The organism is Streptomyces sp. NPDC047042 (genome assembly GCF_040644035.1).
GTDB lineage: Bacteria > Actinomycetota > Actinomycetes > Streptomycetales > Streptomycetaceae > Streptomyces.
Window position 1 is genome coordinate 102,061 of the sequence record NZ_JBEYVP010000034.1, and the last position, 23,238, is coordinate 125,298.

Annotated in this window: 21 protein-coding genes and 1 tRNA gene; 13 read left to right on the top strand and 9 right to left on the bottom strand. The window is 69.8% G+C overall.

Going from position 1 to position 23,238, the window contains the following annotated elements; all coding sequences use genetic code 11:
• Positions 1 to 111 precede the first annotated feature (111 nt).
• Positions 112 to 1,443: an ATP-binding protein gene (locus ABZ855_RS34465; protein WP_360813540.1), complete on the top strand. Its 1,332-nt coding sequence runs from the start codon at positions 112 to 114 to the stop codon at positions 1,441 to 1,443.
• Positions 1,440 to 2,120: a response regulator transcription factor gene (locus ABZ855_RS34470; RefSeq protein ID WP_319208640.1), complete on the top strand. Its 681-nt coding sequence runs from the start codon at positions 1,440 to 1,442 to the stop codon at positions 2,118 to 2,120. The genes ABZ855_RS34465 and ABZ855_RS34470 overlap by 4 nt, the downstream gene beginning before the upstream one ends.
• 143 nt (positions 2,121 to 2,263) lie before the next feature.
• Here the strand turns inward: ABZ855_RS34470 and ABZ855_RS34475 are convergent, their stop codons facing one another.
• Entirely contained in the window at positions 2,264 to 2,956 is a 693-nt protein-coding gene (locus ABZ855_RS34475; protein WP_360813542.1) for a DUF461 domain-containing protein, read from the bottom strand.
• 647 nt (positions 2,957 to 3,603) lie between these two features.
• Between ABZ855_RS34475 and ABZ855_RS34480 the strand changes: the two genes are divergently transcribed.
• The 6 genes from ABZ855_RS34480 to ABZ855_RS34505 all read left to right on the top strand — a co-directional run bounded on the left by ABZ855_RS34480 (position 3,604) and on the right by ABZ855_RS34505 (position 10,066).
• Positions 3,604 to 4,086 carry a CarD family transcriptional regulator gene (locus ABZ855_RS34480; RefSeq protein WP_003953493.1) on the top strand — a complete coding sequence of 161 codons (483 nt, stop codon included), beginning with the start codon at positions 3,604 to 3,606 and terminating at the stop codon, positions 4,084 to 4,086.
• Positions 4,087 to 4,417: 331 nt separating this feature from the next.
• Positions 4,418 to 5,170 (top strand): 2-C-methyl-D-erythritol 4-phosphate cytidylyltransferase, encoded by a 753-nt coding sequence (ispD, locus tag ABZ855_RS34485; protein WP_360813545.1) that lies wholly within the window; start codon positions 4,418 to 4,420, stop codon positions 5,168 to 5,170.
• The gene (gene ispF, locus ABZ855_RS34490; protein ID WP_360813547.1) at positions 5,160 to 5,666 is read left to right on the top strand and encodes a 2-C-methyl-D-erythritol 2,4-cyclodiphosphate synthase; all 507 of its coding nucleotides are present in this window, start codon (positions 5,160 to 5,162) and stop codon (positions 5,664 to 5,666) included. The genes ispD and ispF overlap by 11 nt, the downstream gene beginning before the upstream one ends.
• 100 nt (positions 5,667 to 5,766) lie before the next feature.
• Complete coding sequence (gene cysS / locus ABZ855_RS34495; protein ID WP_360813549.1) at positions 5,767 to 7,170, top strand: cysteine--tRNA ligase; 1,404 nt, start codon at positions 5,767 to 5,769, stop codon at positions 7,168 to 7,170.
• A 109-nt stretch (positions 7,171 to 7,279) separates the two neighbouring features.
• Positions 7,280 to 8,221, top strand: coding sequence for a 23S rRNA (guanosine(2251)-2'-O)-methyltransferase RlmB (gene rlmB / locus ABZ855_RS34500; RefSeq protein WP_360813551.1), 942 nt, complete (start codon positions 7,280 to 7,282; stop codon positions 8,219 to 8,221).
• A gap of 117 nt (positions 8,222 to 8,338) precedes the next feature.
• Positions 8,339 to 10,066, top strand: a complete 1,728-nt coding sequence (locus tag ABZ855_RS34505; protein ID WP_360813553.1) for a DoxX family membrane protein — start codon at positions 8,339 to 8,341, stop codon at positions 10,064 to 10,066.
• Between the two features lie 114 nt (positions 10,067 to 10,180).
• On the opposite strand, the gene ABZ855_RS34510 is transcribed toward ABZ855_RS34505, so the two are convergent.
• The 4 genes from ABZ855_RS34510 to ABZ855_RS34525 all read right to left on the bottom strand — a co-directional run bounded on the left by ABZ855_RS34510 (position 10,181) and on the right by ABZ855_RS34525 (position 14,297).
• Positions 10,181 to 10,912: a nucleotidyltransferase family protein gene (locus ABZ855_RS34510; protein ID WP_360813555.1), complete on the bottom strand. Its 732-nt coding sequence runs from the start codon at positions 10,910 to 10,912 to the stop codon at positions 10,181 to 10,183.
• A 187-nt stretch (positions 10,913 to 11,099) separates the two neighbouring features.
• Complete coding sequence (locus ABZ855_RS34515) at positions 11,100 to 11,549, bottom strand: hypothetical protein (protein ID WP_360813557.1); 450 nt, start codon at positions 11,547 to 11,549, stop codon at positions 11,100 to 11,102.
• Between the two features lie 219 nt (positions 11,550 to 11,768).
• Positions 11,769 to 12,905, bottom strand: a complete 1,137-nt coding sequence (ugpC, locus tag ABZ855_RS34520) for a sn-glycerol-3-phosphate ABC transporter ATP-binding protein UgpC (RefSeq protein ID WP_360813559.1) — start codon at positions 12,903 to 12,905, stop codon at positions 11,769 to 11,771.
• A gap of 522 nt (positions 12,906 to 13,427) precedes the next feature.
• Positions 13,428 to 14,297, bottom strand: coding sequence for an alpha/beta hydrolase (locus ABZ855_RS34525; RefSeq protein ID WP_360813561.1), 870 nt, complete (start codon positions 14,295 to 14,297; stop codon positions 13,428 to 13,430).
• Between the two features lie 87 nt (positions 14,298 to 14,384).
• Here ABZ855_RS34525 and ABZ855_RS34530 point away from each other — a divergent pair, with 87 nt between their 5' ends.
• Positions 14,385 to 14,885 (top strand): MarR family transcriptional regulator, encoded by a 501-nt coding sequence (locus ABZ855_RS34530; RefSeq protein ID WP_360813588.1) that lies wholly within the window; start codon positions 14,385 to 14,387, stop codon positions 14,883 to 14,885.
• Between the two features lie 245 nt (positions 14,886 to 15,130).
• On the opposite strand, the gene ABZ855_RS34535 is transcribed toward ABZ855_RS34530, so the two are convergent.
• The gene (locus ABZ855_RS34535; RefSeq protein WP_360813590.1) at positions 15,131 to 16,546 is read right to left on the bottom strand and encodes an RNA-guided endonuclease TnpB family protein; all 1,416 of its coding nucleotides are present in this window, start codon (positions 16,544 to 16,546) and stop codon (positions 15,131 to 15,133) included.
• Between the two features lie 178 nt (positions 16,547 to 16,724).
• Here ABZ855_RS34535 and ABZ855_RS34540 point away from each other — a divergent pair.
• Positions 16,725 to 16,800, top strand: a tRNA-Thr gene (locus tag ABZ855_RS34540).
• Positions 16,801 to 16,812: 12 nt separating this feature from the next.
• Here ABZ855_RS34540 and ABZ855_RS34545 read toward each other — a convergent pair.
• Entirely contained in the window at positions 16,813 to 17,733 is a 921-nt protein-coding gene (locus ABZ855_RS34545; RefSeq protein WP_360813563.1) for an aminoglycoside phosphotransferase family protein, read from the bottom strand.
• Between the two features lie 33 nt (positions 17,734 to 17,766).
• On the opposite strand from ABZ855_RS34545, the gene ABZ855_RS34550 reads away from it, so the two are divergent.
• Entirely contained in the window at positions 17,767 to 18,420 is a 654-nt protein-coding gene (locus tag ABZ855_RS34550; protein WP_360813565.1) for a rhomboid-like protein, read from the top strand.
• Between the two features lie 11 nt (positions 18,421 to 18,431).
• Positions 18,432 to 19,853: an FAD-dependent oxidoreductase gene (locus tag ABZ855_RS34555; RefSeq protein WP_360813567.1), complete on the top strand. Its 1,422-nt coding sequence runs from the start codon at positions 18,432 to 18,434 to the stop codon at positions 19,851 to 19,853.
• Between the two features lie 142 nt (positions 19,854 to 19,995).
• On the opposite strand, the gene ABZ855_RS34560 is transcribed toward ABZ855_RS34555, so the two are convergent.
• Positions 19,996 to 20,976: a zinc-binding dehydrogenase gene (locus ABZ855_RS34560; protein ID WP_360813569.1), complete on the bottom strand. Its 981-nt coding sequence runs from the start codon at positions 20,974 to 20,976 to the stop codon at positions 19,996 to 19,998.
• Positions 20,977 to 21,077: 101 nt separating this feature from the next.
• Complete coding sequence (locus ABZ855_RS34565) at positions 21,078 to 22,289, bottom strand: NAD(P)-binding protein (protein WP_360813571.1); 1,212 nt, start codon at positions 22,287 to 22,289, stop codon at positions 21,078 to 21,080.
• 139 nt (positions 22,290 to 22,428) lie between these two features.
• Here ABZ855_RS34565 and ABZ855_RS34570 point away from each other — a divergent pair, with 139 nt between their 5' ends.
• Complete coding sequence (locus ABZ855_RS34570; protein ID WP_360813573.1) at positions 22,429 to 23,115, top strand: pentapeptide repeat-containing protein; 687 nt, start codon at positions 22,429 to 22,431, stop codon at positions 23,113 to 23,115.
• The last annotated feature ends 123 nt before the right edge of the window (positions 23,116 to 23,238 follow it).

Consider the following 23,238-nt stretch of genomic DNA (forward strand, 5'->3'; position numbering starts at 1 on the left):
GCCCCGACAAATGAATCAATACTGGCTCCAAGGTGAACTCTGGGCGACGAGTGTTCGAGGACGCACGTCGATGGCTGTGGCCAGGTCGTGCCCCATGCCTAACCTGGTCGCATGGACGTGAACGCGGCAGTCGCCGCAGCGGCAGCGATCGCCGGGGTGCTCACCGGCGTCATCGCCATGCTGGCGTTCCGCTGGAGCGAGCGCGACCAGAAGCGCCCCACCCGCAGCTCCCTGCACACCGACCCCGTGCTGCCGCCCGGCGTCGACACCGTGCTGTCCGTGCTGCGGTCCTCGGCCGTCGTACTCGACGAGGCGGACGCCGTCGTCAAGGCCAGCTCGGCGGCGTACGCCCTCGGGCTCGTCCGTGGCGGAAAGCTTTCGGTGGAGCCGATGCTCCAGATGGCCCGCGACACCCGGCGCGACGGCGAGATACGCCAGGTCGAGCTGGACCTCCCCAGACGCGGCACCGGCCGCGGCGAGGCCCTCGCCGTCTCCGCCCGCGTCGCCCCCCTCGGCTCGCGCCTGGTCCTCCTGCTCGTCGAGGACCTCACCGAGGCCCGGCGCATAGAGGCCGTACGCCGCGACTTCGTCGCCAACGTCAGCCACGAGCTCAAGACCCCCACCGGCGCGCTCTCCCTCCTCTCCGAGGCCGTCATGGGCGCCTCCGACGACCCGGAGGCGGTCGAGCGCTTCGCCGGCCGGATGCAGATCGAGGCGACCCGCCTCACCAGCCTCGTCCAGGAACTCATCGACCTCTCCCGGGTGCAGAACGACGACCCGCTGGAGGACGCCGAGCCCGTCCGCGTCGACGAACTCGTCGCCGAGGCCGTCGACCGCTGCCGCCACCAGGCCGGCACCAAGCACATCACCATGGCCGCCGGAGGCACCGCCGACCTGCGCGTCTGGGGCAACCGCGGCCAGCTCGCCGCCGCCCTCGGCAACCTCGTCGAGAACGCCGTCAACTACTCGCCCGCCGCCACCCGCGTCGGCATAGCGGCCCGCCGGGTGAACGCCCCCGGCGGCGACCTCATCGAGGTAGCCGTCACCGACCAGGGCATCGGCATCTCCGACAAGGACAAGGAGCGCATCTTCGAGCGCTTCTACCGCGTCGACCCCGCCCGCTCCCGCGCCACCGGCGGTACGGGCCTCGGGCTGGCGATCGTCAAGCACGTGGCCGCCTCGCACGGCGGGGAGGTCACCGTGTGGAGCTCCGAGGGCCAGGGCTCCACCTTCACCCTGCGGCTGCCGGAGGCGGGCACCGGCCGCCGGTCCCGCGCCGACCGGCCGCACGTGTACGACCATGACTCCCACCCCGAGTCACTCCCAGACTCCGACCCCGGCCCACACGCCGGGGCCGGACCGTCCGACCCCGGCGAAGAGGCCGACCGGACCACCGGTACATCCCCTTACGATCCGCTCCACGCCCCGGAGGTCCTTCCGTGACCCGAGTGCTCGTCGTCGAGGACGAGGAGTCCTTCTCCGACGCCCTTTCCTACATGCTCCGCAAGGAGGGTTTCGAGGTCGCCATCGCGGCCACCGGGCCCGACGGACTCGACGAGTTCGAGCGCAACGGCGCCGACCTCGTCCTCCTCGACCTGATGCTGCCGGGCCTGCCCGGCACGGAGGTCTGCCGCCAGCTGCGCGTCAAGTCCAACGTCCCGGTGATCATGGTCACCGCCAAGGACAGCGAGATCGACAAGGTCGTCGGCCTGGAGATAGGGGCCGACGACTACGTCACCAAGCCCTTCTCCTCCCGCGAACTGGTCGCCCGCATCCGCGCCGTCCTGCGCCGCCGCGGCGAACCCGAGGAGGTCACCCCGGCCGCGCTGGAGGCCGGCCCGGTCCGCATGGACGTCGACCGCCACGTGGTCACCGTCGCCGGCGGCAAGGTCGACCTCCCGCTCAAGGAGTTCGACCTCCTGGAGATGCTGCTGCGCAACGCCGGCCGCGTACTGACCCGTATGCAGCTCATCGACCGGGTCTGGGGCGCCGACTACGTGGGCGACACCAAGACCCTCGACGTCCACGTCAAGCGCCTGCGCGCCAAGATCGAGCCGGACCCGGGCGCCCCCAGATACCTGGTCACGGTCCGCGGCCTCGGATACAAGTTCGAGCCGTAAACCGCCCCGGACCCCCAGCAGCGACAGACCCAGCGGCGACCCGCGTCCGTACGCCGAAGGGCGGGACCTCTCCCAGGAGGCCCCGCCCTTCGGCGTACGTGGTGCTGGTGTACGACGGTCCAGTGGCCGCCGACCGGCGCCGGTTACTGACCGGCGACCGCGGCCCCCGTGGCCGCCGGCGACGCGCCCGGAGTGACCCCGGCCTCGGGCGTCACGCCGGCCCCCGTCGGGGACGCGCCCGGGGAACCGGTCGCCGCGGGCGCGCCGGAGACGGCGGCGGAGGTGGAGGGCGAGGGGCCGGCGGCGCCGCCCGGGACCTCAGGAGCCGCGGTCGGGCCCCACGAGGCGTAGAACTGCTCCGCCGGGACGACGAACGCGCGCAGGCTCACGTCACCGGTCTTGCTGAAGGTGAAGGTGATCTTCTGCGCGTTGCCGTCCTGGACCGACTCACGGCTGCTCGGCAGCACCGCCGACGCGTTGTTCGCACCGCCGATGACGAGCGAACCGCCGGCCGGGATGCTCAGGTTCTTGCCCTTGGCGGGCTTCAGCTCCGCGGTCTTGCCGGTGCCGGGGACGGTGATCGACTCCAGCGTCTGGGCAGTGATGCCGGTGTTGAACACGGTCGCCGAGACGGCGGCGGGGCCGGTCGACTCCAGCTCCGACGGGGTGATGACGACGACGTTCTGCAGCTTGATGGCCCCGACGGTGGTGGCCGCGTTGTCGGGCTTGATCTCCAGCGTCTGGGCGTTGTTTCCGGCTGCGCACCCGGCGAGCGTGGCGACCGAGAACGCGAGGGCGGATGCGGCGAGGGCGCCGCGTCGAAGGCTGCTGCTCACGGCGGCGGCAACTCCTTGGAACGCACGGGCAGCTCCTTATAAAGCCGCCCTAAGTGACTGTCAGCGGCCTTAGGTTACCGAGCCGTTCCCGGCCCACCGCACCCGACCCGCCTCTACGGGGGAGCGCGGGCGCCTCAGGAGTCGTTTTGACCCCTTCTCGGGGGCGGCGGTCCGCCATTCACATAAGTGCCGTCGGCAAAGAGAAGAGCATGCGGGGAAAATTCTGGTGAAGGAATGAAGGGCATCGGGAAATTGATCACTCATGGATCATCCGCTCGGCCATCCGCCGGATCATCGACCGGTTCAGCGACCGGTTCATCGGCCGTAGTGATCAATTCCGGATTCGTCGCGCGCCCGGCTCCGCTCATCGAACGGAGTAACGGAAGTAGCACAGTTGGAAGCGGACATAAGGGGATGTTTGGTCGCCCGGCGGGGCCTCCGGGTGCGTGTAACGCCCGGGTTTCACTGCGTTCGGAGAGCCGCTCCGACCTGCGAATACCCTCCCCTTCTTCGCCTCCGGGGCCCTTCCGAAGCACGTTCCTGTTGCAGTTGTCAAGCCCCGAGATATGCCCTGACCTGCGAAAACGCCATTCAGAAGCTGCCGTTTCCGTGTTACCCTGGATAGCCACGGAAGGGGTACCTGTCACATGACGTTCAAGGTTGGCGACACCGTGGTCTATCCCCATCACGGGGCCGCGCTGATCGAGGCCATCGAAACTCGCCAGATCAAAGGCGTGGACAAGACCTACTTGGTGCTGAAGGTCGCCCAGGGTGACCTGACTGTACGTGTGCCAGCGGACAATGCGGAGTTCGTCGGCGTACGTGATGTGGTCGGTCAGGACGGACTGGACCGGGTCTTCGAGGTCCTGCGCGCTCCGTATGCCGAGGAGCCCACGAACTGGTCGCGTCGTTACAAGGCAAATCTGGAGAAGCTCGCCTCCGGCGATGTCATCAAGGTCGCGGAAGTCGTGCGTGACCTGTGGCGTCGTGAGCGTGAGCGCGGACTGTCCGCCGGTGAGAAGCGCATGCTCGCCAAGGCTCGCCAGATCTTGGTGAGCGAGCTCGCGCTCGCGGAGAACACGAACGAGGACAAGGCCGAGGCGCTGCTCGACGAGGTGCTCGCGTCCTGAAACTGACTGGGAACGGGCAGCACTGAAAGCCCGCTCACCCAGCTCAGCAGCACATTGAAATGCCGCGGTGCCCGATGACGTATCCAATGTCGCCGGGCGCTGCGGCATGTTCGTGTCCGGGCGCTGACGACATCAGTGAATTTCCCCTACCGGCAGTGGAAACTCCGCGAACGCCGTTGTCTCGCGGTCTGCCAGTAGTACTGAATACTTGGCGCGCCGGGCCCGGAGACGACTCGACCGGATGTCACGGAAGGGTCCGATCGAGGCTCGCGCCCGGCACTCTTCCAGGCCATACCCACGAGGGCTCGGCACACAAACCTGACAGGAACCGATGTCTGACGAATCGCGCCCCACACCGCCCGGGGCACGTACGGCCGCGGTGATTCCGGCCGCCGGCCGGGGCGTACGCCTCGGCCCGGGCGCTCCCAAAGCGCTTCGCGCGCTGAACGGCACGCCCATGCTCGTCCACGCCGTCCGCGCGATGGCCGCGTCCCGTGCCGTCTCGCTCGTCGTCGTCGTGGCCCCGCCGGACGGCGCCGCCGAGGTCAGGACCCTCCTCGACGCGCACGCGCTGCCCGAGCGTACGGACTTCGTCGTCGTCCCCGGCGGCGAGTCCAGGCAGGAGTCGGTGAAACTCGGCCTGGACGCGCTGCCGGCCGGCATCGACATCGTCCTCGTCCACGACGCCGCCCGCCCCCTCGTACCGGTGGACACCGTCGACGCCGTGATCGAAGCCGTACGGGAGGGCGCGCAGGCCGTGGTTCCCGCGCTGCCGCTCGCGGACACCGTCAAGGAGGTCGAGCCGGCCGCCACGCATGGCGAACCGGAACCCGTACTGGCGACACCCGAGCGGGCCCGACTCCGCGCGGTCCAGACACCGCAGGGGTTCGCCGTCGACACCCTCGTACGGGCCCACAAGACGGTGACCGAGAACGTCACCGACGACGCGAGCATGGTGGAACAGCTGGGCCTGCCGGTCGTCGTCGTGCCCGGCCACGAGGAGGCGTTCAAGGTGACGCGACCGCTGGACCTGGTGCTCGCGGAGGCGGTACTCGCCCGCAGGAGGCTGAACCATGGCTTCTGAGCCCGTGGCGCCGGGGCCGCTGCTGCCCCAGGTCGGCATCGGTACCGACATTCACGCTTTCGAGGAGGGCCGGGAACTGTGGTGCGCCGGCCTGAAGTGGGAGGGGGAGGGGGCGGGGCTCGCGGGTCACTCCGACGCCGACGTGGTCGCCCACGCCGCGTGCAACGCGCTGTTCTCGGCGGCCGGCCTCGGTGACCTCGGACAGCACTTCGGCACCGGGCGCCCGGAGTGGTCCGGGGCGTCCGGGGTGACACTGCTGACGGAGGCCGCGCGGATCGTACGGGCGGCCGGGTTCACCATCGGCAACGTCGCCGTGCAGGTCGTGGGACCACGGCCGAAGATCGGCAAGCGGCGCCAGGAAGCACAGCAGGTGCTGTCCGAGGCGGTCGGGGCGCCGGTGTCGGTCTCCGGCGCCACAACGGACGGGCTCGGCTTTCCGGGACGGGAAGAAGGCCTGATGGCGGTGGCGACGGCACTGGTGGCCCGTACGGGCTGAGACCGGACCGCGGGCGGCCCCGAGGCGGCAATGTCACGAATATGTGGCCCTTGTGGTCAAGGGGCGTGGGGCACCCGGTATCGGCCACTACCCTGGACCCGTGACCATTCGCCTGTACGACACCAGCGCCCGGCAGATCCGTGACTTCGCCCCGCTCACACCGGGTTGTGTCTCGATCTACCTCTGTGGCGCCACCGTGCAGGCCGCCCCGCACATCGGGCACATCCGGTCCGGGCTCAACTTCGACATCCTGCGCCGCTGGTTCACCTACCGCGGCTACGACGTCACCTTCATCCGCAACGTCACCGACATCGACGACAAGATCATCAACAAGGCCGCCGAACAGGGGCGGCCCTGGTGGTCCATCGGTTTCGAGAACGAGCGGGCCTTCAACGACGGTTACCACGCGCTCGGCTGCCTGCCCCCGACCTACGAGCCGCGTGCCACCGGGCATGTGACCGAGATGGTCGAGATGATGCGCGGCCTCATCGAGCGCGGACACGCCTACGAGGCCGACGGCAACGTCTACTTCGACGTGCGCTCCTTCCCCGGCTACCTGCAGCTGTCCAACCAGGAGCTCGACAACCTGCTCCAGCCCTCCTCGGACGGCGAGACCGGCAAGCGCGACTCCCGTGACTTCGCCATGTGGAAGGCCGTCAAGCCGGGCGAGCCGAGCTGGGAGACGCCCTGGGGGCGGGGACGGCCCGGCTGGCACCTCGAGTGCTCGGCCATGGCCCACAAGTACCTGGGCTCCGCCTTCGACATCCACGGCGGCGGCCTCGACCTGATCTTCCCGCACCACGAGAACGAGATCGCCCAGGCCAAGGCCTTCGGCGACGACTTCGCCGCCTACTGGCTGCACAACGCCTGGGTCACCATGAGCGGCGAGAAGATGTCGAAGTCCCTCGGCAACTCCGTCCTCGTCAGCGAGATGGTCAAGGCCTGGCGGCCCATCGTCCTGCGCTACTACCTCGGCACCCCGCACTACCGCTCGATGATCGAGTACAGCGAAGAGGCCCTGCGCGAGGCCGAGTCGGCGTTCGCCCGCATCGAGGGCTTCGTGCAGCGCGTCATCGAGAAGGCCGGCGGCGTCGTCGAGCCCTCCGCCGAGGTGCCGCCCGCCTTCGCCGAGGCCATGGACGACGACCTGGGCGTGCCGCAGGCCCTCGCCGTCGTCCACACCACCGTCAGGCAGGGCAACTCCGCCCTCGCCGCCGACGACAAGGAAGCCGCCGTCGCCCGCCTCGCCGAGGTGCGCGCCATGCTCGGCGTCCTCGGCCTCGACCCCCTCGACCCGCACTGGGCCGGGGAGGGCGCCGACCGGGGCGAGGATCTGCACGGCGTCGTCGACAGCCTCGTACGCCTCGTCCTCGACCAGCGCGAGGCCGCGCGCGGACGCAAGGACTGGGGTACCGCCGACGCCATCCGCGACCAGCTCAACCAGTCGGGGCTCGTCATCGAGGACAGCCCGCAGGGACCGCGCTGGACCCTCGGCCCGCGCTGATCAAATCACCACAAATACGTGCATCTTCTTGATCGATTGTGCCGCCCGGGTCTCCGGGCGGCACACTCATAGACGTACACACGCACGTCACCACACAGACAGGTAGGTCATGGCCGCTAACAACCGCCGCATGTCCGGCAAGAAGGGCGCGCAGGTCGGCAGTGGCGGCCAGCGGCGCCGGGGGCTCGAGGGCAAGGGCCCGACCCCGCCCGCCGAGATGCGCAAGGGACACAAGAAGAACCGTATTGCCGGAGCCAAGGCCAAGCAGCTCCAGCGGCGGCCCGCACCCAAGGGGCGCGGCGGAAAGGCCTCCTCCGAACTCGTCGTCGGACGCAACTCCGTCGTCGAGGCACTCCGCGAGGGCGTCCCCGCCTCCACGCTCTACGTCCAGCAGTTCATCGACAACGACGAGCGCGTGCGCGAGGCCCTCCAGCTGGTCGGCGAGCGCGGCGGGATCCACCTCATGGAGGCCCCCCGCCCCGAACTCGACCGGATGACCAACGGCCTCAACCACCAGGGCCTCGTCCTCCAGGTCCCGCCGTACGAGTACGCGCACCCCGAGGACCTCGCGAACGCCGCCTACGACAACGGTGAGGACCCCCTCATCGTCGCCCTCGACGGCGTCACCGACCCGCGCAACCTCGGCGCCGTCGTCCGTTCCGTCTCCGCCTTCGGCGGCCACGGCGTCGTCGTGCCCGAGCGGCGCGCCGCCGGGATGACCGCCGGTGCCTGGAAGACGTCCGCCGGCGCCGCCGCCCGTACGCCCGTCGCCCGCGCCACCAACCTGACGCGCGCCCTGGAGTCGTACCAGAAGGCCGGCATCCTCGTCGTCGGTCTCGCCGCCGACGGGGACGCCGAACTCGGTGACCTCACCGCCCTCGGCGGGCCCGTCGTCATCGTCGTCGGCAGCGAGGGCAAGGGGCTGTCCCGGCTCGTCGGGGAGACCTGCGACCACCTCGTCCGGATCCCGATGCCCGGCGGCACCGAGTCCCTCAACGCCGGTGTCGCCGCCGGGATCGTGCTGTACGAAGCGGCCCGCCGACGCGCCTGAACACACGTGCCCACCCTCACCCGTACGGGTGAGGCCGGGCGGGTGACGTGACCTTGACGCGGCCCGGACACATCCGCCAAGTCAAAGCAGTGTCCTAACGTCACGTCACTCGGTTAGATGAGTGTGGACACCAGAACACCCCGCACACCCACGGGGGACCGCTCGTCGGGATACGACGACGCTCCCGCGCTGAGCATGGTGAAGGTGCCGAGCGATCCGGCGCAGGTCATCGTCAACCATGCGAGTTTCCGCGTGCAGTTGGGGGCCTCGACGCGGCGGGCGGCACCGTCGTCCCGCGTCGCCCGGCACCTCGGCGCCTCCGAGGACACGGCGCGCATTCCCGTCGTCGGCGCCGGCGGCGCCACGGCCGGCCGACGCCGGGCGCCCGTCGTCTGGAGCGGCAGGTCGGCGCCCGACGACACCGGCGCACACCGCCTGCTCCAGGCCGTCCGGGGCTCCAGCGTGCGCCACGGCGAACAGCCGCCGGCCGCCGACGCCGGAGCGACCCAGGTCATCCCCCGAATCGACGACGAACTCGACTACGCCGGCAGCACCCTCGACCAGACCGTCGAGACCCCCATCGTCGGCAGCCAGCGCACCCACGGCTCCGACACCGGCCGCCTCCTCCCCAATATGCGCACCACCGGCAGCGCATACGAGGAAGCCGGCTACGCCGACTCCGGATACGGCCAACACGGCTACGGAGACGACGAGTTCGGCTACGACGGCGACGAAGCCCACGACCGGGACGCCGACGGACGACGCAAGCGCCACGCCAACGACCACGTACGGCACGCCTATTACCCAGGCCGCCGCATGAACCTCGGCGTCGTCCTGCTCCCGCTGCGCATCTTCCTCGGCTTCATCTCCATCTACGCCGGCATGGGCAAACTCTGCGACCCCGTCTACTTCGACGGCGGCAAACGCGGCTCCATGATGAAGTGGCTCAACACCCTGCACCCCTGGGAAGTCGCCGAGCCACTACGGCAGTTCGCCCTCCAGCACCCCGTCGGCTCCGGACTCGTCATCGCCTTCCTCCAGGTCGTCGTGGGAGTCCTCACGGTCCTCGGCCTGTGGCAGCGCGTCGCCGCGGTCGGCGGCGCCCTTCTCTCCGGCGCACTGCTCGTCACCGTCAGCTGGAAGAGCGTCCCCGTCTACGACGCCCCCGACATCATCTACCTCGCCGCCTGGTCACCGCTGATCATCGCCGGCGCCCCCGTCTACTCCATCGACGGCCGCCTCGCCGGCAGCGCCTGGCGCCGGCTCGGCCCCCGGACGGACATCTGGGAGCTGCGCGCCTACGTCCTGCGCCGCGGCGCCCTCGTCACCGCCGTCGTCATCGGACTCACGCTCCTCATCGGCTCGCTCCTCGGCGGCGCCGTCCGTGACGCCGACCGCGTGGTCGCCCCCGGCCCCGGCGAGGCCCCGCGCAACGAACTCCCCGGCTCCCCGCTCCCGGCGGAGTCCGGCGAACACCGCGCCTCGAAGAGCCCCTCGGCGGCCACCAAGTCCCCGACCCAGAGCGCCACTTCGGCCGCCCCCGCGACCAGCGGCGCGGAGAGCACCCCCCAGGAGGCCCGCGAGAGCGGCAGCGTCACCGGCAGCCGGCCCAGCCAGACCCAGGGCACCGTCGGCCAGGCCCCGCCGCAGCAGACCACCCCGGTCCAGCAGGCGCCCAGCACCAGCACCGGCCCGTCCTCGTCGGGCGGCGGCGGCAGTACGGGCACCCCCGGCGGCACCAACGGTGGCTCCACGGGCGGCAGCACCGGCAGCACCGGCGACAGCAGCACCGGCGGCGGCTCCTCCACGGGCCAGCCGGGACTGGTCGGCGGGCTCCTGGGCTAGCAACAACCCGCCTGAGCCCGGCGGTTACATGGACGGGGCCCCGCGCTACTCAGCGCGGGGCCCCATTTCACGTACGTACGAAGGTGGTTGGGAGGTCGTTGGCGAACCGGCCGCTCAACGCCCCAGCGTCGCAAGCTCCTTCGCCGCCTCCGTGAGGTCCTTCGCGGTGTCGATGGCACGCCAGTAGGCACCGTGCGGGATCGGGAAACCGGCCAGACGCAGCTCGCGGGCCAGGTGAGGGAACGTCGTACGTTCGTGGTCGCCGCGCTCCGGGAGCAGGGCGGCGAACTCGGAGGAGAAGACGTACACCCCCGCGTTGATCTCGAACGTCGACGGAGGGGACTCTATGAAGTCCGTGATGTGACCGAAGCCGTCCGTCTGCACGGCACCCCACGGCAGCCGCGGCCGGGCCAGCGCGAGAGTCGCCACGGCGTCCCGCTCCGCGTGGAAGTCGGCCATCTCGCGCAGCGAGAAACGGGTCCAGATGTCACCGTTGGTGGCATACCAGGGCTGGTCCGGAGCGGGGAGGTGCGCGGCGGCGTACTTGAGGCCGCCGCCACGGCCGAGGGGCTCCGTCTCGACGACCGTCGTGACGTTCAGCGGCAGCTCAGCGGACGCGAGCCACTTCTGCAGCACCTCGGCGAGATGACCACAGCTGACGACGACATCCGTCACGCCCTCCTCGGCGAGCCAGACGAGCTGATGGCCGATGATCGGCGTCCCCGTGCCGGGGATCTCGACCATCGGCTTGGGCCGGTCGTCGGTGTACGGGCGGAGCCGGGAGCCTTGGCCGCCGGCGAGGACCACGGCCTGGGTGGGGCGCGTCGTGGCGTTCGGATCGGTCATGAATCGAACTGTACGGGGCGCTCCGCGGGTTTGGCGGGGGAGGTGGGGGGGGTGGGTGTGCGTGGGGATCTGCGGCTCGGTGGGGGCTGGGCGCGCAGTTCCCCGCGCCCCTGGAGGCTGCCCCTGCGGGGCGCCTCCAGGGGCGCGGGAGGGCAGCCTCTGCGCGGCGCCTCCGGGGGCTTCGCGGTTAGCTGTGGGCCGCTGCTACTCCTGTGGCGAAAGATGTGTCGCAGACCGGGCGGGCGTAGGACTGGGCTCGTGACGGGCCGTACATGCGGACGGCTGCTCGGCCCAGGGCGCGGGCGATCGAGGTGCAGTGCCTTGCCAGAGCCGGCTTGCCGTTCACCGCCTGCTGGAGGTGGGTGAGGGCGGTCCCGGGGTCCTTGTCCTGGAGCTCCAGGAGGAGCTGGTCGCGCAGGACGTCCTGCGGTTCGGGGGCCGCTGCGGCTCGGGCGGCCAAGTCCTCGGAGGATGCCGTGAGCACCGAGTCCGAGGGGTTCCCCGACCAGTTGACCCGGGTGACCGCGAGGGTCCCGGACAGCACCAGGACGACGGGCAGGACAAGGGCGAGGCTACGGCCGATCCGGCGGGCGGGGCCACGGCCACTTCGCGTCAGTTGGTTAGTGGAGTGCTTCACGCGAGTGAGGGTAGCGCTCAGTGCTGATATGGCGACATTCAGTCACCCGATCGGGGGATGGATTGGTGCCGTTTTCTGGGTAGGGCGTTGACGCGCGCGTCCGTGAAGGCACACGCGGAGGCACATGCGGAGGCGCATGCGGAGGCGCATGCGAAGGGCCCCGCGGCAAGCCGCGGGGCCCTTCAACGTTCAGATCGACACCGAGATCGAGATCGCGTCTCAGTCGGTGAGGCGCGCGCCCGTGGAGGTCGAGAACACGTGGGTCTCGCCCGGACGCGGCACGACGTGCAGCGTGGCGCCCTTGTCCGGGACGGCACGGCCGCTGACACGGACGACCAGGTCCTTGAGGTCGTCGCCGACCTTGGCGCTGCCGTAGACGTAACCGTCGGCGCCGAGCTCCTCGACGACGTTCACGGTGACGGCGAGACCGGCCGGGGCGTCCTCGGTGTCCTTGGACAGCGCGCTGGCGGCGGCACCGTTGTGCTCGACGATGTCGAAGTGCTCGGGGCGGACGCCGACCGTGACGGTGGTGTCACCCTTGTCGGCGGCGGCCTTGAGGGCCTCGCGGTTGACCGGGACGACCGAGTTGCCGAACTTCACACCGCCGTCGGTGATCGGGACCTCGACCAGGTTCATGGCCGGGGAGCCGATGAAGCCGGCCACGAAGAGGTTCGCGGGACGGTCGTACATGTTGCGCGGGGAGTCGACCTGCTGGAGCAGACCGTCCTTCAGCACGGCCACGCGGTCACCCATGGTCATGGCCTCGACCTGGTCGTGGGTGACGTACACGGTGGTGATGCCGAGACGGCGCTGCAGCGACGCGATCTGCGTACGCGTCGACACACGGAGCTTGGCGTCGAGGTTCGACAGCGGCTCGTCCATGAGGAACACCTGGGGCTCACGCACGATGGCGCGACCCATGGCGACACGCTGACGCTGACCACCCGAGAGGGCCTTCGGCTTGCGGCCGAGGTAGTCGGTGAGGTCGAGGATCTTGGCCGCGTCCTCCACCTTCTGGCGGATCTCGGCCTTGTTGACGCCGGCGATCTTGAGCGCGAAGCCCATGTTGTCGGCGACGGTCATGTGCGGGTACAGCGCGTAGTTCTGGAACACCATGGCGATGTCCCGGTCCTTCGGCGGCAGGTGCGTGACGTCGCGGTCACCGATGCGGATGGCGCCGGCGTTCACGTCCTCGAGCCCAGCGAGCATGCGGAGCGAGGTGGACTTGCCGCAACCGGACGGACCGACGAGAACGAGGAACTCGCCGTCCCCGACCTCGATGTCCAGACCATCGACGGCGGGCTTCTCGGTGCCCGGGTAGATGCGGGTCGCCTTGTCGAACGTAACAGTGGCCATGGGTACTAGGCCCCCTTCACCGGCAGGAACGTGCCGGACGATCCGTAGTGGAAGGTGGTGTAGTCCACGTATGCGGACTGAACCAGGACGGTACCTGGGGTTTCGACTTCTGTCAGTAGGTGGGGGAGTGTGAACTTCGCGGAAATTTTCGAGCCGAAACTTAGAGCTCGCGCAAGTGGCCGCGATGGAGTACCTCGGGAGCAGAACAGGCACAGGCTTGGCGATCATGGATTTGCGACGCTCTGTGATCAACCGGGAGACCGGTGCCTTGACGATCCGACTCACCCGCTAGCTGGGGGTGTCTTCGCTCAACTCCGGCACATCGCCCTGGAGACGTACGACCGCATCGTCGGCCGGGTACCTGGACCAGATCGCTGTCGACGGATCGATCACGAAGGCACCACAGGTGGAGAAGGCTGGGAGGGCCCCCAAGCACCGACCGTGAACGACCACGAACCTTCACCCCCAGTGTGGATGGAGCCGCCGAATGGCCTCGGCGCAGTCCGCTCCGCTTGATTTCCTTCAAACCGCGCCCGGGGCGGCCTGCTTCTCCAGGTCGTCTGCCAGGAAGTCGGTGATCCGGTGGTTCGTCCGGGTGGGCATGGCGGTGGGCATGGCGAAGTGGGTGAGTTCGGCGAGGATCTCGATCTGGGCGTCCGGTACGGCTTTGCGGGCGCAGGCTGCGACTTTGGCGGCGTCATGGGCGTCGCTGCGGCCGGCGAGAAGGACCAGGAGCGGAACGCTCAGTGCCGTGGGGTCCGGTCGGCGGCCAACGACCAGTTTCCGGTTCGCGAAGCCCGAGACCGCCAAGGCATAGAGCCGCTTCCAGCCCAGGTCGGTGTCGGTCCCTGCGGTCTCGCGGTCCAGGTAGGCGTGAGCGCGGGCTCGCGTCGGGCGCAGCAGTATCGGCAGCGAGCGCAGCAGGAAACCCGGGCGGAAGTTGGCGAAGCACTGGGTCGGGTCGAGCAGTACCAGCCGATCGACTCGCCGCGCGGCGTGCAGGGCATAGTTCAGGGCGATCCAGCCGCCGTAGGAGTGGCCCAGCAGGTGCGTGCGGGACACGGCGAGGCCGTCGAGCAGCGCGTCCAACCAGGCCATCAGGTCGGTGGTTGTACGCAGCGGGCGCCCGCCGGGGACGCTGTGTCCCGCATCACCCAGGATGTCGACGGCCAGTACCCGGTGGTGCGTGCCAAGAGCTGAGGCATTGGCGAACCAGACCGCGCCGGTGGAACCGCCGCCGTGCAGAAGGAGGACTGGAGTGGCGGCAGCGGGGCCGTAGGCGTGGACACGGGTGGTCCCGTACGGGGTGGGGATGTCGATCTCGGCGGTACCGGCGGGCCAGCGGGCGAGCAGTGCGTCGTAAGCCGCGAAGAACTCTTGAGATGAGGACACGGTGAAACCCCCCGGGGAATCGTCTCGTTGACCAAGTATCTCGCTTGGCGAGATAGTAGCCCGGTGAGTGATGACAACAACCCCGCGATGCGGCCGGTCCATCTCCTGCGCGCAGTGACCGTGGAACTCGATCTGCGCGGCGCCGAGTTCGCCGCGCGAAACGGTCTGCACCCGACCGATCTGCGGGCCCTCATCCATCTGCTTGACGCCGATCGGGCGGGTACCGACGTCACCCCGGGACGCCTCGGTGCGGCGCTGCGGCTCAACTCGGCCGGCACCACTGCCCTGCTGGACCGGCTGGAGCGCCTGGGGCTCGTCCGCCGCAGGCGCGATGAAAACGACCGACGACGCGTCGTGCTGACGGTCGAGCAGAAAGCCGTGGAACTGGGTCGGTCCTTCTTCGGCCCGCTCATCGCCAACCTGGTCGAGGCGACCGAGGGCTTCACCCCGGGCGAACTGGACATCATTCACCGCTACCTGACCGCCGCCCTACGAGCAGCCGCTCCCGGCTACGACGCGTCGACGCCCGCGACCACCGCCGGGATGCCACCACCCCAGCCGTTCCCACAGCGGTTCGGTCAGCCTTGATGCAGCGCAGGCGCTCACAGCGCGTCACAACTCCATGATCACGGAACCGTGCCTGTCCCCGACCGCCTACCTGCGCGACCTCTTGGAACGGGCAGAGCAACTCACTTTTGACCTTGCCGTGAGGCTTCCTGCTTCATCACGCACCGCCGACGCACACAGTCCTTGTGAACTGCGCCCGAACGGTCTTACACGCGCTCCACAGGCATTCCGGCCGACGGCCCGTCGGTCCGTATCACCCGGCGCCGCTAAGCGGCCAGCAAGCAGTTCTCCAAGTCCGATGCCCTGATCAACGTCGGCACCTTCTTCGTGGGCGGTAGCACGGCCGCCACCAGCCAATACAGCCGCAGCCCCTCGTCCCGAAGGTTGACAGCCGCATTCACATCCCGGTCATGGACGACCCCGCACTCGCCACACGTCCACTCCCGCACCGAGACATCCAACTTCGGACCCTTGGTGTGACAGGCGGAACAACGCCGCGTCGACGGGAAGAACCGGTCGACGATCACCAGCGTCCGGCCGTACCACTCGCACTTGTACCGCAACTGCCGCAACAACTCGCCCCACCCGGCATCGACGATCGCCTCGTTCAGCTTCGCCTTCCGCCGACGACCCTTGCCACGCGCCGGACGCAACAGGTTCCCAACGGCCAGATCCTCCACCACGAGCACTTGGTTCTCGCGCACCAGGCGGGTCGTGAACTGGTCCAACATGTCCCTGCGAACGTCACCGATGAGCGCGTAAAGACGCGCGATCTTCCGCCGAACCCTGTCCCGGTTCGCCGAACCCCTCACCTTCCTGTGCAGCTCCCGCTGCAACCTCGCCAACTTCTCCGCGTACCGCCTCAACAGACGCGGATGATCAACCTTCGTCCCGTCGTCGAGAGTGACGAGCGACGCCAGCCCCAGATCCAGCCCCACCGCCTTCGGAGCCCGCGAACCCGACACAAAGGCAGCGGGGAGAGGACTGATCCGCTCCTCCACAAGCGTCGAGACGAAGAAGCGCCCGGCCCTATCCCGCGTCACCGACAAACGCACCGGAACGACCCCCACAGGCAGCGCCCGCGACCAACGAACATCCAGCGGCCCCGACTGCTTCGCCAACGTGATCGACCCCGTACCCGGCCGCTCCGGATCCTCGACCCACCTGAACCCCGTACGCACATACGTCGCCGAATCCCGCGACCGCCCCTTCCGCTTCCGCTGAGGATGCTTCCCAGACCCCTTGAAGAACCGCCCAAACGCCTGATCGAGATGCCGCAACGACTGCTGAAGCACAACCGACGACACCTCCCCGAGCCACGCCGTCCCCTCCGCCCGCTTCCACCCCGTCAACGCCCGGCACGACTCCGCGAACCCCACATTCACCCGAAGCCGCTCCCAGGCCCCGGACCGAAGCGCCAGCCCCTCGTTGTAGACCCAACGACAGGCACCGAACGTCTTCGCCAGCTGCTCCGCCTGCTCGGCGTTCGGATAGAAGCGGAAGCGGTACAGACGGTGCTGCGTATCCGGTTCCTTGACGTGTGCCTTCAGCGGCGTCGCCGCGCGCTGGTGGTGCTTGCGGCGGGCGCCGATACCGAGGTCCTCGCGCTTGATCCGCTCGGCTTCCTCGCCGGTCACCGCTTCCGGCCTCGGCTTCTCCGCCCACTCCCCCGGCTTCCCCATGAATCCCTCCCCGGCGACCGATCTTCGGAACAGCACGTCAGAGCGATCAACGAACGGATGCTCGGATGGTTACGGTTGGTTTTCGAGGTCGAGGCCCACCACGAACTCCGTGGTCCAGAGGATCGCGCTCTGTGTACAGTGGACTCGCCTCTGCGTACGGCGTTGTCGTGCGCGCGGTGCCTCCTTAGCTCAGTCCGGCCCAGAGCGGCTGTCTTGTAAACAGCAGGTCATCGGTTCGAATCCGATAGGGGGCTCAAACGCCCAGGTCAGCTCCCCGCTGACCTGGGCTTTTTGTTTGTGAGGTGGCGTAGGCGGTGGGCGAGTTCCAGGTTCTGGGTGTTCAGGGGGTCGCCGTCCTTGATGGTCCACAGGGCGTTCTGGAGTACTCGGGCGAGGGTCCACGCGCGTGCGCGTTCGCGGTCGAGGGACAGGGTGGCCGTGAGGGCTTCGAAGCGCCAGGTGATGTCGTCGGGGTCGAAGCGGTTGTCGAGGGCCGGCCAGAGGTCGAAGCCGGGGTCTCCTGCGAGGGGTTTCGGGTCGATGGCCAGCCAGGGGGCGCGGTGGGCGGCCAGGACGTTCTCGTCGTGGAGGTCCCAGTGCAGGAGGCGGTCGCCGGGGTCGGGGGCCACTTCGCGCAGGGCTGACGCGCAGTCCTGGAGGAGGGTGCGGGTCTCGGGGGCCGCCGGGAGGTGGCGCAGGGCCTGTGGTGTCTCGTTCAGCATGCGTGTCGCGATGTCGCCGAGGGTGCGGATGCCCGGTGGGGCTGGTACGGAGGTGAGGTGGGCCAGGAGGTCGGCTATGACCTGGGTGGCCTCGTGGGCGTCGGGGTGGTGGGACAGCATCCGGGTGTGGTCGAGGCGTTCCAGGAGCAGCGTGCCCGTGGTGGGGTCGTGGTCCAGGAGGCGTACGGCGTGGTTGCCGTTCCAGAGGCGGAGGGCGGTTGGTTCGCCTTCGCTTTCGGCGTCGAGGAGTTGGAGTTTGAGGGCGGCCGGGGTGTCGTCGGCGCGGACGACGGGGAGGACGAGGGCTGTCACGCCGTGCATGGCCGGGCCGTCGACGCGTAGGTTCCAGTGGTCGAGGAAGTCGGCTGTGCGGGCGGGAAGCGCGGTGATGAAGGCGCGGCCCGCCTCCCCGTTGTACTTGAGCTGTGTGGCGGCAAGTTCGTCGGGGACGCGGATGCGGGTCACGTGGCGACTGTATGTGCGTGCGTAAATTGGGGCATGCGATTTTCGGCGGGTCCGCGCGGGGTGTGGGCTTACGTTCGTAGTGCTCCGGGCACCTATGTGTGGCTGCTCGTCCTGTTCTTCACGACGGTGGCCGTGCATCTCATGTCGGCGGAGTTCCAGGAGGAGTTCCTGCGGCAGCGTTCGACGAACATCAATGAGTTGTCGGACCATCCGGTGCGGGTGTTGATCTCCAGTGCGATGTGGATCGACGGGTGGTGGACTCCGTATCTGGTGTTGTATTCGGTGTTTCACGCGCAGGTCGAGCGGTGGTTGGGGACCGTGCGTTGGCTGGTGGTGTGGGTGAGCGCGCATGTGCTGGCGACGTTGGTGAGCCAGGGGGCGGTGTGGCGGGCGATCCGGGACGGGTCGGCGCCGGCGTCGGCGGCGGACACGATGGATTTCGGGGTGAGTTACGGGCTGGCGGGGGTGGTGGCCGTACTGACGTACCGGCTCGCCCGGCCGTGGCGGTATGTGTATGCGGTGGGGGTTCTTGTCGTGTACGGGGTGCCGTTGGTCGTCTCGCGGACGTTCACGGATCTGGGGCACTTCACCGCGGCGCTGATCGGGTTCGCCTGCTGGCCGTTGACGCGTCGGAGGGGGCGTGAGGTGTGGAATCCGAAGGAGACAGTGGGGGCGTTGAGGCGTTAGCGTCCGGCGCTATGAGCAGCGCGAATGGCGGTTCGGGTGTGGGTGCTGGGGCCGTCAACGGCCGGGTTTCCTTCTGGTACGCGCAGGACGGTCTGCCGGAGGTGCGGGCGCGTCTTGACGGGGATGTGACGGCGGATGTCGTGATCGTCGGGGGCGGCTACACGGGGTTGTGGTCGGCTTACTACCTGAAGAAGGCGGCTCCCTTTCTGCGGATCGTCGTCCTGGAGAAGGAGTTCTGCGGGTACGGGGCTTCGGGGCGCAATGGGGGCTGGCTGTACAACGGGATCGCGGGGCGGGACCGGTATGCCCGGTTGCATGGTCGGGAGGCGGCGGTGCGGCTTCAGCGGGCCATGAACGACACCGTGGGGGAGGTCGTTCGGGTGGCGGGGGAGGAGGGGTTCGACGCCGACATCCGCCGGGGCGGGGTGCTGGAGGTCGCGTACACGCCTGCCCAGTTGGCACGCCTGCGGGACTTCCACGAGGTGGAGGTGTCGTACGGGGAGGACGACCGTGAGTTGTACGGCGCCGGTGCGACGGCCGAGCGGGTGCGGGTGGCTGGTGCTCTCGGGTCGTCGTGGACGCCGCACGGGGCCCGGGTGCATCCGGTGAAGCTGGTCAAGGGGCTCGCGGCGGCCGTTGAGGCGCTGGGTGTCGTCGTTCACGAGGGGACGCCGGTCACGGAGATCCGGGGGCGGCACGCGGTCACGCCGTACGGGACGGTTCGGGCGCCGTATGTGCTGCGCTGTACGGAGGGTTTCACGGCGTCGTTGAAGGGTCAGCGGCGGACCTGGCTGCCGATGAACTCGTCGATGATCGCGACGGAGCCGTTGACGGACGCGCAGTGGGAGTCGGTCGGCTGGGCGGGCCGGGAGGTGCTGGGCGACATGGCGCACGCGTACATGTACGCGCAGCGGACCGAGGACGGGCGGATCGCGTTGGGCGGGCGCGGGGTGCCGTACCGGTTCGGCTCGCGGACGGACAACGACGGGCGTACGCAGGGGGCGACGGTGGAGGCGTTGCGGGAGATCCTGGTGCGTTTCTTCCCTTCGCTGGGTGATGTGCGGATCGCGCACGCCTGGTCGGGGGTGTTGGGGGTGCCGCGGGACTGGTGCGCCACAGTGACGCTGGACCGGTCGACGGGGCTGGGGTGGGCGGGGGGTTACGTGGGTTCGGGGGTCGCCACGGCCAATCTGGCGGCGCGGACGTTGCGGGATCTGGTGCTGCTGGATTCGGGGCAGGGCGGTCGTACGGAGCTGACCGGTCTGCCGTGGGTGGGGCATCGGGTGCGGAAGTGGGAGCCGGAGCCGTTGCGGTGGTTGGGCGTGCGGGGGCTGTATGCGACGTATCGGGCGGCGGATCGGCGGGAGTCGGTGGGGGGTGGGGAGCGGTCGTCTCGGCTGGCCAGGGTGGCGGATCGGGTGGCTGGGAGATAGGGGCTGGGTGGTAAGTGGGGGCGCCTTTAGCTCGGGGGCGCTGTGGGTTGGCGGGTGCGGGTGCGGGTGCGTTGTGGTTGGTCGCGCAGTTCCCCGCGCCCCTGGCGGGGGCGGCTGCGCCGGCCCCCTCCGTGGCGGTCTGTTACGGCTCCAGGATTACTTTGCCCGTTGTGCCGCGGTTTTCGAGGGCTCGGTGGGCGGTGGCTGCCTCGGCGAGGGGGAAGCGGTGTACCGCGGGGGTCAGGCGGCCGGTGGCGGCTTCGGTGAGGGCGCGTAGTTCCAGGGTGCGCAGGGGGTTGGGGCCGCCTGCTTTCGCCAGCATTTCCGGGCCGAGGACCTGTTGGGAGAGGCCCTCGATGAGGAGGGGGCCGCCGGTGTGGATGCCGGCTGCGGACCAGCCGAAGACGAGGTGTTGTCCGGTGGGGGAGAGGAGGGCGGTGGCCTCGCGGGCGATGTCGCCGCCGACGCCGTCGAAGACGACGGTCGCGGTGCGGCCGCCGAGATACGCGCGTACCTTGTCCGGCCAGGCGGGATCCGTGTAGTCGACGGCGAGGTCGGCGCCGTTCGCCGCGACTAGGGCCGTTTTCGCCGGGCCCCCGGCGAGGCCGATCACGGTGGCGCCGGTGTGCCGGGCGTACTGCACGAGCAGGGTGCCGATTCCTCCGGCGGCGGCCGGGACGACGGCCACGGAGTCGGGGCCGAGGTCGGTGAACTGCAGGATGCCCATCGCCGTACGCCCTGTGCCGATCATGGCGACGGCCTGGGCGAAGTCGAGGCCGGCCGGGATTTCGTGCAGGCGTTCCATGCCGGTGACGGCGAGTTCGGCGTATCCGCCGGGCCGGAAGCCGAGGTGGGCTACGACGCGTTTGCCGAGCCACAGTCGCGGGGTGCCCTCGCCCAGGGCGTCGACGGTGCCGGCGACCTCGCGGCCGGGGATGGTCGGGAGTTTGGCGGGCTCCGGTGCCGGGCCTGTCATGCCCTCGCGCAGGGCCGCGTCCAGGAGGTGCACTCCGGCCGCGGCGACGGCGATGCGGACCTCGCCGGGGCCGGGGATCGGGTCGTCCACTTGTTCGTGGACGAGGTTTTCGGCGGGGCCGAAGGTGTGCAGGCGGATGGCGTGCATGAGGGGTCCTCAGGTGGGGTGGCGGGAGGCGTGGTGGTGAGAGGTGCGGTGTGGCTGGGTTTGGTGTCGTGCTGCGCCTCAGGAGCCCCTACTATTCAACCTCAAGCATGCTTCAGGTCAAGGGGGTTGGGGCGGCCGTGGATGCTTCGGTTGCCCAGGGCCAGTGATACGGCGGTCAGCGCGCTGTTGAAGGAGACCTCCGCGAGGACGCCGGGGGCCGCCACCTGGTCGCCCGCCAGGTAGATGTTGTCGCCGCGTTCGATCGCGGGGCGATCGCGCCAGCTCGTACCCGGCAGGTCGACCGCGCCGGTACGGCCGTTCGCGGTGGCCTCGCGGCGCCAGGTGACGCGTTCGCGCCAGCCGTCGAACGCCAGGTCGAGGAGCTCCTCGGCGCGGGCGACGCCCTCGGCTCGGGAGGCGTGCGGGGCGATCGGGAACTGGCCCTGGAGGAGCTGCTCGCCGGCGGGGGCGAGGGTGCGGTCCTGCGCGGTGAAGCGTTCCAGCCAGCCGGGTGCGTCCAGGTCGGAGACGACGAAGGGGTCGCCGCGCCGGGTGCGTACGGCGAGGTCGAGGAGGACCGTACGGGCGCCGGTCCAGGTGAGGGTGTCGTCGCCCAGGAGGCGCCGGGCGGCGTCGAGGGAGGTGGCGACGATGACGGGTGTGTCGGTGGGGAGCGTGTCGACGCGGGACAGGGTCTCGACCCGTACGCCCAGGTTCCAGGCGCGGGCGGCCATCCGGTCGATCACGCTGGCCCAGCCGCCGCGCGGGTAGTGGGCCTCGGGTGGCAGGGCGGCGGCGCGGCGCAGCCGTTCCTGTACGAAGGCCGCGGACAGGGAGCCGGGGTCGTGGTGGAAGAGGGCGACGGCGGAGTAGTGCGCGGCGGCGACGGCGCCCTTCTCGCCTGCCTGGTCGGTGGCCCAGGTCATGAAGTCGATGTCCTGGGGCGCCTGTTGGGCGCTGCGGCGCAGCAGCTTGAGCATGGCGAGGGGTGGGGTGCGGCGCAGGGCGCCCTGGTGGCGGAAGTGGAAGCGGGCGGCTTCGAGGGGTGGGAGCGGGGCGAGCGGTCCGATCAGGTCGCGGCGGGTGAGCCAGGTCCAGTGCGGGCCGCCGCTGTAGAGGGCGTGCGGGCCGTCGTTCGTACGGTACGGCCCCTCGGCGGTGCGGCCCCGGCCGCCGAGGGTGTGGTGGGCCTCGTACACGGTGACCTTGGCGCCTGCTTCGGCGGCGGCGATGGCGGCGGTGAGGCCGGCGAAGCCGCCGCCGATGACGGTGAGGGGGGTGCGGGGGGTACGGGGGGTGCGGGGCGGGTGCATCTTCTCGGTCTCCCTCGGGTGGGCGGCTTTCTGCTTTTCGGTTTCCGGGAGTACGACTGGTTGAGGGGGGTGGAATGTGACATGGGGTGCGTTTTCGCAGGTCGGGGCGGTTGTCAGTGGTGGGGTGCAGGATGGGGGCATGGTGAGGCGAGCGGGCGGTACGGGGGGTTCCGGGGACGGGGTCAAGGGGGCGCGGCGGCCTGAGGTGCGGTTGCCTGTGCTGGAGCCGTTCCGGGGTGGGGAGCTGGCGGTTGACGGGGACTACGACGGGCTGGAGTTCCGGGACGCCGACTTCGCCGGGCAGGACGGCGGGGGCGCCCGGTTCATGGACTGCGCGCTGACGGGGTGCGTGCTGGACGAGACCGGGCTGCATCACGCCCGCTTGCTCGACTCGGTCCTCACGGGCATTCGGGGTGTCGGCACGAACCTCGCCGAGTCGACGCTGCGTGATGTGGAGCTGGTCGATGCCCGGCTGGGCGGGGTGCAGTTGCACGGGGCCGTGCTGGAGCGGGTGCTCGTGCGGGGCGGGAAGATCGACTATCTGAACTTGAGGAAGGCGAAGCTGAAGGATGTCGTCTTCGAGGGGTGCGTGCTGGTGGAGCCGGACTTCGGGGGTGCGGTGCTGGAGCGGGTGGAGTTCGTGGACTGTTCGCTGAAGGGGGCGGACTTCAGTGCGGCGAGTCTTCGGGATGTGGATTTTCGGCGGGCTGCGGAGTTGGGGTTCGCGCGGGGGGTGGATCGGTTGGCGGGGGCGGTGATCAGTCCTGTGCAGTTGCTTGAGCTTGCGGGGGTGTTTGCGGGGGAGTTGGGGGTGCGGGTGGGGTAGTTGGGGGGTTTGGGGGGGGGCGCCCCCCCCCCCCCCCCGGGGTGGTGGTGGGCGCGGAAGAGCGGCTTGTGCGGAAGGTGAGGGGGGGAGGTGGGATAGGAGACGGGGCACCACAGAGGTTTG